This window comes from Novacetimonas maltaceti, assembly GCF_002906255.1.
Lineage (GTDB): Bacteria > Pseudomonadota > Alphaproteobacteria > Acetobacterales > Acetobacteraceae > Novacetimonas > Novacetimonas maltaceti.
Genome location: NZ_POTC01000073.1, coordinates 1 through 9297, shown reverse-complemented (window position 1 = coordinate 9297; position 9297 = coordinate 1). Strand labels below are relative to the sequence as shown.

Annotated in this window: 6 protein-coding genes; 4 read left to right on the top strand and 2 right to left on the bottom strand. The window is 62.7% G+C overall.

Annotated elements, in window-relative coordinates; genetic code table 11:
* Positions 1-103: 103 nt before the first annotated feature.
* Both KMAL_RS15120 and KMAL_RS15115 read right to left on the bottom strand, forming a co-directional pair.
* A complete protein-coding gene (locus KMAL_RS15120) occupies positions 104-1486 on the bottom strand; it encodes a TonB-dependent receptor (protein ID WP_239020170.1) in 1383 nt (460 codons plus the stop codon).
* 143 nt (positions 1487-1629) lie between these two features.
* Positions 1630-2904 (bottom strand): cation:dicarboxylate symporter family transporter, encoded by a 1275-nt coding sequence (locus tag KMAL_RS15115; RefSeq protein ID WP_110096359.1) that lies wholly within the window; start codon positions 2902-2904, stop codon positions 1630-1632.
* A 373-nt stretch (positions 2905-3277) separates the two neighbouring features.
* Between KMAL_RS15115 and KMAL_RS15110 the strand changes: the two genes are divergently transcribed.
* From KMAL_RS15110 to nrfD, 4 genes are all read left to right on the top strand, one after another.
* On the top strand, positions 3278-3967 hold the full coding sequence (locus tag KMAL_RS15110; RefSeq protein ID WP_110096358.1) for a GntR family transcriptional regulator: 690 nt from the start codon (positions 3278-3280) through the stop codon (positions 3965-3967).
* 300 nt (positions 3968-4267) lie between these two features.
* On the top strand, positions 4268-4921 hold the full coding sequence (locus KMAL_RS15105) for a cytochrome c3 family protein (RefSeq protein WP_239020169.1): 654 nt from the start codon (positions 4268-4270) through the stop codon (positions 4919-4921).
* 14 nt (positions 4922-4935) lie between these two features.
* Positions 4936-7782 (top strand): 4Fe-4S dicluster domain-containing protein, encoded by a 2847-nt coding sequence (locus tag KMAL_RS15100; RefSeq protein WP_110096356.1) that lies wholly within the window; start codon positions 4936-4938, stop codon positions 7780-7782.
* Positions 7779-9152, top strand: coding sequence for an NrfD/PsrC family molybdoenzyme membrane anchor subunit (gene nrfD, locus KMAL_RS15095; RefSeq protein ID WP_110096355.1), 1374 nt, complete (start codon positions 7779-7781; stop codon positions 9150-9152). Before KMAL_RS15100 ends, nrfD begins: the two co-directional genes overlap by 4 nt.
* The last annotated feature ends 145 nt before the right edge of the window (positions 9153-9297 follow it).

The following is a 9297-nucleotide window of genomic DNA, read 5'->3' as shown; positions in this document are numbered from 1 at the left end:
GCGAGAGACAACTCCCAATCTGCTCAAAACGCAGACTGGACGCCATCGCAAAAACCGTCAATCAAATCGCCAAAACCCAGAAATTACCGGCCAAGCACATCAATCAAGGGTTCTTCGATCCCTCCAGTTGCCGGTCGTCTGATTCATGGCTGATCGCGCCAATCAGGCGCAGGCCACGTATCAGGCGGTATGAAAGCTGGGCGTACTGATTGAATGTCTGCTCATTCTGTCCATAATCGGTCTTGTAGAAGTATTTCCCGCTGTCACTTGACGCATATCGGTCCGACATGTCGTACCAGAAACTGTCATGCGTCCGGCCACGATTGTAATACATCCCCACCAGCCACTGCAGCCGGTCCGCCGGGTTGCGCGACTGCAGGTTTATTTCCTGTGAGAAGAAGTTGGTCTGGTTGTTGCGGTACATGTTGCCATAGGCCAGCGCTGTATTGGTCTGGTCCGACAGTTCATGTTCGTCCAGTGCTTCGTACGCGCTGGTGGATGTCAACCTGCCCCAGCTGAAGTCCTTGGTGAAACGGACATTCGCCCCCCATGACAGGTTGTTTTCACGCGGCTTCTGGTTGGCGGGATTGATCCCGATGGCATTGGCGAACTGTCTGCTCAGGCCCCAGTTGGTCTGCATCAGGTCCGTACTGGACGGTACGCCATAGCTGTTGACCATCACGGCGCCCGCCGGTGCATCGGACTGGTCGGTGCTCCAGTGTCCCCCGACATCAAGGCGCATCGTATCATCGATCTGCCATTTCAGCTTGCCACGCAGCGCGCCGATATCCGCGTTGCCGTACCCGACGCCCTGGCTGTTATGCTGGAAACCGCCGCCCGTCATCGACATGCCCGAAATACGGTATGACACCGAACGTGAGATCGGGCCGGAGATGTAGCCCTCCACACGGTTGCGGCCGTAACTGGCGATATCTTCCGTCACGCCGGCATGGAACTGCGATGTGGGATCGGCCGTATGGAAATTGATTTCGCCGCCGGTGGTGGTCATGCCATGCGTAAAGCCGGACTGCCCCGGATTTACCGAGACATTGTCCATGTCATACATGATGGCGGAGGTCATGACCGTTACCGGCAGGGCAACGCCATCCACATACGGCATGACAGAGGGGATGTTGTTCTGCGTCAGATCCGCCATGCCCACGCCGCGCAGCATGAAATTCAGGCCGGCGGACCCGTTGGACGGCTGGATGCTCAGGTTGGGCGCAACGCGGATCAGGTCCGTCATCGCCCGCACGTTCCGCTCCACCAGGTCCTTGCCCGTTATGTGCGTTGCGGAATCCGGTACATGCTGTTCCTGCCGGAACTTTACCGCACGCGCCGTGCTGACCTTGATGCTTTCCGGCGCGGCCGGGGGGGCAGGGGCATGCCCCCCGTGCGAACCCGGCCCGGATGCCGCGCGGGCGTGCCCGCCGGTGGCCTTCTGCAGCGCAACCGGGGTCGCGGCGGAAAGAGACGAGACCTGCATGATCGCAATACAGGAAACCGATGCCGCAAGTCCAAGGCGTGATTTTACGAAAAATAGACAGGATGACATGAGGTACCTCGTCTGGTGATTTTATTGTTCCATTGTTGATGGAAAGGAATTTCCGTCCTGTATCCGGGGTGTTCTTATTGTGATGAGGGCGCGCGGGACTGCTGCAGGACGCGTTGTGCGACCGTGCCATCAAGCCGTCCCTCCCATTTCGCGATGACAAGGGTTGCGACGCAGTTGCCCATGATATTGCCCAGCGCGCGGGCAATCCCGATGAACCAGTCCACCGCAACCAGTAAAACCAGCCCGACCTGCGGGATTTCAGGCACGACCGCCAGTGTCGCGGCCAGGATGACAATCGCGACGCCGGGCACGCCATGCGCGCCCTTTGACGTGACGAGGGCAGTGCCCGTGACCAGGAAAATCTGTGTCCACGTCAGGTGAATCCCGGACGCCTGGGCAAGGAACAGCACCGCAAGCCCCAGATATATCGAAAGCGCGTCCAGGTTGAAGGAATACCCCGCCGGAATGACCAGCCCGACGACATCACGCGGCACGTCAAGGGCAGTCAGTTTCTCCATGATCTGCGGAAGCACCGCATCAGACGATGTCGTCGCCATGACAACCGCCAGTTCCGCGCGCAGGTACCAGATGAAGGAGAAGATGCCGATCCCGCACGCACGCAGCAGGATGCCCAGCCCGGCAAGGATGAACAGGGCGATCAGCACGAAATACAGCCCGACAAAAGCCCCGAGTTGTTCAAGGGAGTGCATGCCGAAATGCCCGACCGTATAGGCAACGGCCCCCAGCACCCCGATCGGGGCGACCCGGATGACCATGCCCATGATGCGGAACAGGACCGCCGCGATTGAGTCGATCAGTACTGCCGCGGGTTTTCCCTGTTCCCCGGCAATGGACAGCCCGCAGCCGAACAGGATCGCGAACACAAGCACCTGCAGCACATCATTATGGACAAACGCACTCAGTGGATTTTGCGGGACAAGATGCAGCATGAAGCCCACAAGCCCTTCCTTGCGCAGGGTCGCGGCACTTTCACCGAACTGGCCCGACGGGCCCTGTGCCAGCGTGCCGGCATCAATGTGCATGCCCGCACCGGGCTGGAACATGGCCGCCGCCGCCACGCCAAGGCACAGGGCGATGGTGGTGGTGACTTCAAAATAAAGCAGGGCCTTCAGGCCGATCCGCCCCACCGTGCGCAGGTTGCCCGCACCACTGATCCCCTGCACCACCACGCAGAAGACAAGCGGCCCCACAAGCATGGAGATCAGCCTGAGGAACAGATCGCTCAGTGGTTTGAGCATGACCGCAATATCAGGGGCGACAAGGCCCGATACGACGCCAAGCACGGTCGCCAGCACAATCTGGAAAAACAGCGATCGGCACAAACGCATCTCGTTACACTCTACATCTTTCCAGATACCGGTGTTTTTCCGCCAGCATCCTTGAACACCAAATGGTCTATCAAACCCGACTGCTGAGAATACAATCTTGCATACAAGATACAATGCAAACCGAAACGAGAGCATCTTAAAAAACGGAATAATTACGAAATCGGTTATCACATTATGTTGATGTCGTTCTGATCTGGAAATAAACCGTTTTAAATCAGCTTGTTATTAGAATCTTGGTCGGGCGGGACCTGTCTTGCATGGCCACCCCCGTCACAGCACCACCTGTGCCAAAGGTGCCGTTGCCGGTCGTTACGCATCGGCCTGTGCATTGATTGCGTTGCCAAAGCCGGAGGGCTTGCGCATACTAACTGGTATGCAAGAGCAGGATAAAACGGCCGACAGGAATCCTCATATCATTGAGGATCGGATCATCCGGGCGGCCCTGTCGGGCCAGATCGCCCCGGGGGAGCGGCTGGGCGAAAAGGATCTGTCCGAGATTTTCAATGTCTCGCGCACGCTTGTCCGGGAAGCCATGATGCGCCTGCAGGCCCGCGGCATTGTCGAGGTCTCGCCGCGCAGGGGCTGGTTCGTCATTGAACCCTCCGTGGAGGAGGCCCGCCACACGATCGACGCACGCCGCGCGCTGGAGGTCGGGATGCTTGTCACCATAGATGACATACAGCCCGCCCAGATCCGCATCCTGCGTGAGCATGTCCTGTCCGAACAGCAGGCCCTTGCGTCCGGTGACCGTGCGCAGCGCAGCTACCTTCTGGGCCATTTCCATGTCTGCCTTGCCGAAACGCTTGGGAATCCCGTGCTGGGTTCCCTGCTGCAGGACCTGACGACACGGACCGTGCTGATCGCGGCCCTTTACCAGTCGACCCATGACGCGCACGAATCCTGCTGCGAACATGGCCAGATCATCGACGCCCTTGAACAGGGGGACCCGACCGAAGCCGCGCGGCTGATGGATGTCCATTTGCGGCATGTCGAAAAGGCACTGAATTACCGCCATGTCTCAAATCGGCTGGAACATCTGAAGGCCGCCCTTCAGGCCAACTGACCCCGGCCTTCAGGGGCAGGGCGGTGGTCTGTCCTGCGCCCCGCAGCGGCCAGTCGCGATCCATGCCCGTACCGGCGAAACCGGGAGGGAGGGCGGAGGTGGCCTGCCCATGAATACTTCATGCCCGGACGCATGATTTCCCCATTGCAAGGACCGTGCGGCATTCACCACCTTGTGATGGGATCGTTTTTCCCGACAGTGACGTTCCGTGTGACGTAATCCCCAAGCGGCCTGCGTGCCTGCCTGTGCCCAGACAGGAACAGGCCGCGCAAGTCGCCGTCATGGATGGACCGCAAACTGATGGGAGCGCCATTCACCCCCCGTGCCAATATCATCATGACCGCATGCCTTGCCCTGATCGCCTGTGTGGCCGCCAGTGGCGTCCTGTTCTGGTTTGCATGGCCATATTCGGATTATGACCGGCATGTAGGCTGGGCCATCGAACAACCGGTCCCCTTCAGCCACCAGCATCACGTGGCGGGCCTGGGGCTTGATTGCCGCTTCTGCCACAGCAGTGTGGAACGCAGCGCACAGGCCAGCCTGCCGCCAACCTTTACCTGCATGACATGCCATTCACAGGTCTGGACGGGGGCCGCCGTACTTGCGGCCGTCCGTGACAGTTTGCTGAGGAACACCCCCATGACGTGGCAGCGTGTGACCAATGTGCCGGACTATGTCTATTTCAATCACAGCATTCATGTTGCCAAAGGGGTCGGCTGCGAAAGTTGCCATGGCAATGTGGCGACCATGCCGCTGACATATAAGGCAAAAACGCTGACGATGCAGTTCTGTGTGGACTGTCACCGTAATCCCGGCCCCAACCTGCGCCCGGCGGAAAACATATTCGATACGGACTGGCACCGCCGCCCCGAAACACCGGGCGCCGCCGCCCTGATGGCACAATATCACCTTGGCGGGCGTAACCTGACGGAATGTTCCATATGCCACCGTTAGGGGAGGATGCGCGCATGCCCGCCATGATGTCGGATCGCGAACTCGCCCGGCGTTTCCCCCAGATCGAAACCGCGCTGTCCCATACGCTGGACCGGCGGCGCGTGCTCAAATTGCTGGGGCTTGCCCTTGCCGGTGGCGGGGTGGCCGGCTGTGATCCCGGCACGCCTGACCGCGGGTTCGTCTCGGCCGTGCGCGCGGCACAGGGCGTGGTGCCCGGCGTGCCAAACGTCTATGCTACCGCCCATGTGCGTGACGGTTACGCGGAAGGCATCCTTGTCACCCACCAGATGGGACGCCCGATCAAGGTGGAAGGCAATCCCGGTCATCCCAGCAGCCTTGGCGCAACGGACGTGATGGCCCAGGCGCTGGTCTATGATTTTTATGATCCCGACCGCGCCACCGGCCCGCTCCACAGGGGCATGCCCGCCTCGTGGCCGGATCTGGCGGATGCGATGCAGAAGATGCGTGCGGGCGCCATGGCCCCGCGCCCGGATGGCACGCATGCGGGTGAGGGGTTGCGTATCCTGACCGGTACGCTCACGTCTCCCGCCATGGGCCAGGCGATCGAGCAGGTCCTCGCCGCCTTTCCGGGGGCGATATGGCATGGGTGGGATGCAATCGGGCGCGAGAACGTCACACGCGGCCTTGCCATGGCTTATGGCGTGCCGGCCTCGGTCCTTGTCGATCCGGGGCGGGCGGATGTGCTGCTTGCCCTCGACAGCGACCTTCTTGACAGCGCGCCGGGGCACCTGGCCCACGCCCGCGCCTTTGCCGCGCGCCGCAACCCTGTCACCGCCACCATGAACCGGCTTTACGCGGTGGAACCCACGCCGTCCCTTACCGGTGTCGCCGCCGATCACCGCTTTGTTGCGACGCCGGGCATGATGAATGAGGTGATCGGGCGTCTGTCGGCCCATATCCTGCATGACGAGGCCCCGTCGGGCGGCCCTGACTGGCTGTCCCCCATGGCGGCGGACCTGCGCGCCCACCATGGCCGGGCCTTCGTGCATCTTGGCCCGGATTACCCGCCCGAGGCACAGGCCGCCATACTGGCGATGAACGAAGCGCTGGGCGGGCGGGGGCGGGTCTTTGATGTTGTGGATTCCCCCCTGTACCAACCGGTTGTCCCCGTTGCGACGCTGGACGCATTGATGGACGACATGGAACGTGGCGCGGTCCGGTCGTTGCTGATGCTCGATGTAAACCCGGTCCATCAGTCGCCCCGCTTTGCCGCGGCACTGCAGCACGTGCCCACCAGCATCGCCCTGTCGGACCGCGCGCATGAGACGGCACTGGCGGCGCACTGGTACGTCCCCCTTGCGCATGTGATGGAGGAATGGGGCGATGCGCGCGGGCATGATGGCACCGTGGCCCTCATCCAGCCGCAGGCGGTGCCGCTTTATGGCGGGATGAATGCCCTCGGTGCACTCCATGCCTGCCTTGGCCAGCCATTGCGTCCGGCCATGGAGATGGTGCGCGCGACATGGCGCGACCGGCTTGCATCATCGCGTGACTGGCACGACGCCCTTGCGGCGGGTGTCATTGCGGGAACGGCGTCACCGCGGGTCGATGCGCCACTGCGGCAGGCGGCGATGCGCGTGGCGTCACCGGCCCCCTTGTCGCGCAACCCTGCCGGGCCGGTACTGCTGCTGCGGCCCGATCCGTATCTGTGGGACGGCCGTGGGGCGAACAATCCGTGGCTGCAGGAACTGCCACGCCCCCTGAGCAAGGTGGTGTGGGACAATCCGCTGCTGGTCCCGCCCGACATGGCGCGGGCGATGAACCTGAAGAATGGCGACAGGGTGACCCTGAGCCATGGAAGCACCCGCACGCAGCTTCCCATATGGATCCAGCCGGGACAGGCGGCGGGTTGTGTGGTGGGACTGCTGGGCTGGGGCCGTCGCCATGCCGGCGCGACGGGCAGTGATGTCGGCTGCGACCTTTATCCCTTCCGTGAGGCCAGCGGTCCCGTGCAGGTCCTGCCCGCCCATGGGGCGGCCGTGCCCGTTGCGTGCACGGAACATCATGCCACGCGTATCGATGCCGCCCCTTCCGACGTGGCGCGGCATGGCACGCTGGCGCAGTTTCATGACCGCGCGGATTTCCTTGCCGGGCCGTCCGGGGCGCAGGAGGCGCTGTACCGCCGCGAACCCGACGCCCCCGTGGCATGGGGCATGAGCATCGACCTCAACGCCTGCATTGGCTGCAATGCGTGCGTCAGCGCCTGCCAGGTGGAGAACAATATCCCCGTGGTCGGCCGCGAGGAAGTGCTGCGCCAGCGCGAAATGCACTGGCTGCGGATTGACCGCCTGTATGAAGGAACGCAGCACGCGCCCGATACGTTCTTCCAGCCGATGCTGTGCATGCATTGCGAACAGGCCCCGTGCGAGACCGTCTGTCCGGTCGGGGCCACGACGCATGATTCTGAAGGCCTGAACGTCATGGTCTACAATCGGTGTATCGGCACGAAATTCTGCTCCAACAACTGCCCCTACAAGGTCAGGCGGTTCAATTACTTCGCCTTTGCCGAGCGCGAGGGCAGGCCCGCCATAAGCCGCAATCCCGATGTGTCGGTCAGGGCGCGCGGCGTCATGGAAAAGTGTACCTTCTGTGTGCAGCGCATTGCCCAGGCCCGCATTGCCGCCGATCGCGATGGGGTGGGGGAGCATGTCGTCACCGCCTGTCAGGCCGCATGCCCCGCGCAGGCCATCAGTTTTGGTGACATCAACGACCCCGAAGCCGAGGTGACGCGCCGCAAGGCCAGTCCACTGACCTATGCCGCGCTGCCTGAACAGGGCACGCACCCGCGCGTGACCTATGAGGGGCGTATCCTCAACCGCAATCCGGCCATCCCGTCATGACGGCCGGGACAGGGCGCGGGGGGGAGGATGAGGCCCTCATCTTTCCTGCCGGGACACCACATTCGCTGACGGAACGCATCTGCGCCATCACATTGCATGAAGGCGAGGAGGGATGGGCACCGTTGTGGTGGTGGCTTGGCCTTGGCGTGGCCCTGGCGCTGCTGGGCATGGGGGGCATTTCCGTTGCATGGCTGTTTTATGCGGGGCTGGGCATCTGGGGGATCGACTGGCCCGTGGCGTGGGGGCTGGATATCCTCAATTACGTCTGGTGGATTGCCATCGCCTCGGGCGGGACGTTCATTTCGTCGCTGTTTTTCGTGCTGCGCGCGCCGTGGCGCACCTCGCTCAACCGTCTGGCCGAAAGCCTGACCCTGTGCGCGGCCCTGTGCGCGGCCATATTTCCCATCCTGCATCTGGGGCGACCACGGTTTTTCTACTGGCTGTTTCCCTATCCCAATACCATGGGGCTGTGGGCGCAGTTCCGCAGCCCGCTGGTATGGGATTTCTTTGCAATCCTCGCCTATGTGCTGTGTTCGGTCGTGTTCTGGTATTTCGGGCTGCTGCCTGACCTCGCCACGCTGCGCGACCGGGCGCGGCGGCGCTGGCAGCAGGTGTTCTATGGCGTGCTGGCGCTGGGGTTCCGGGGTTCGGGGCGGCAGTGGCGGCATTACCAACCCGTCTATGCACTGATGGCGGCGCTGATGGCGCCACTGGTTGTCTCGGTCCACAGTATCGTCGGCATGGATTTCGCGGGCGGCGCCACGCCCGGATGGCACTCCACCGAGTTCCCGCCGTTTTTCGTCTTCGGCGCGGCCCTGTCGGGTTTTGCCGTTGTGCTGCTGGTGGTCATACCGCTGCGCCCGGCCATGGGACTGCTGCCCCATGTCACGTCGCGGCACATCGACATACTCGGACGCCTGCTGCTCACCAGCAGCCTGTGCGTGGCCTATGCCTATGTCATGGACGTATTTTCAACCTATTACGGCCCCGACCCGGCGGACAGGGTGATGTTCGCCTTTCGGCTCCATGGCCTGTACGCGCCCATCTACTGGGGCACGATCATGCTCAATGTGGTGATGCCGCAACTGTTATGGTGGCGTTCGATCCGGCTTCGCCTGCCGGTGGTCTGGCTGGTGTGCCTTGGCGTGCTCATCGGCATGTGGCTGGAGCGTTTCCTCATCATCGTGAGCAGCCTTGCACGCACGCAGCTTCCCTCCGCGTGGGGACAGTACACGCCCACCCTGTGGGAATGGAGCCTGCTGTGCGGCAGTATCGGGCTGTTCCTGACAACTTTCCTGCTGCTGCTGCGCTTCGTGCCCATGCTTGCCATGGCGGAGATGCGCGCCATGCCCGGCGGCCTGCGGCCATGATCGTCGCCGCCTTCGCCACGCCAGAGGCGCTTCACGCGGCCATGGCCGACCTGCGGGGCGAGGCGGACTGCGGGGTTGAAACCTACAGCGCGGTCCCGCCACCCGATGGGGGCGGGGATGCCTCCGTCGTGCCACTGCTGATGCT

Coding starts and splice junctions, on each gene's coding strand:
- KMAL_RS15120 (WP_239020170.1), bottom strand. CDS start 1,486: ATGCAGGTCTCGTCTCTTTCCGCCGCGACCCCGGTTGCGCTGCAGAAG.
- KMAL_RS15115 (WP_110096359.1), bottom strand. CDS start 2,904: ATGCGTTTGTGCCGATCGCTGTTTTTCCAGATTGTGCTGGCGACCGTG.
- KMAL_RS15110 (WP_110096358.1), top strand. CDS start 3,278: ATGCAAGAGCAGGATAAAACGGCCGACAGGAATCCTCATATCATTGAG.
- KMAL_RS15105 (WP_239020169.1), top strand. CDS start 4,268: ATGGGAGCGCCATTCACCCCCCGTGCCAATATCATCATGACCGCATGC.
- KMAL_RS15100 (WP_110096356.1), top strand. CDS start 4,936: ATGCCCGCCATGATGTCGGATCGCGAACTCGCCCGGCGTTTCCCCCAG.
- nrfD (WP_110096355.1), top strand. CDS start 7,779: ATGACGGCCGGGACAGGGCGCGGGGGGGAGGATGAGGCCCTCATCTTT.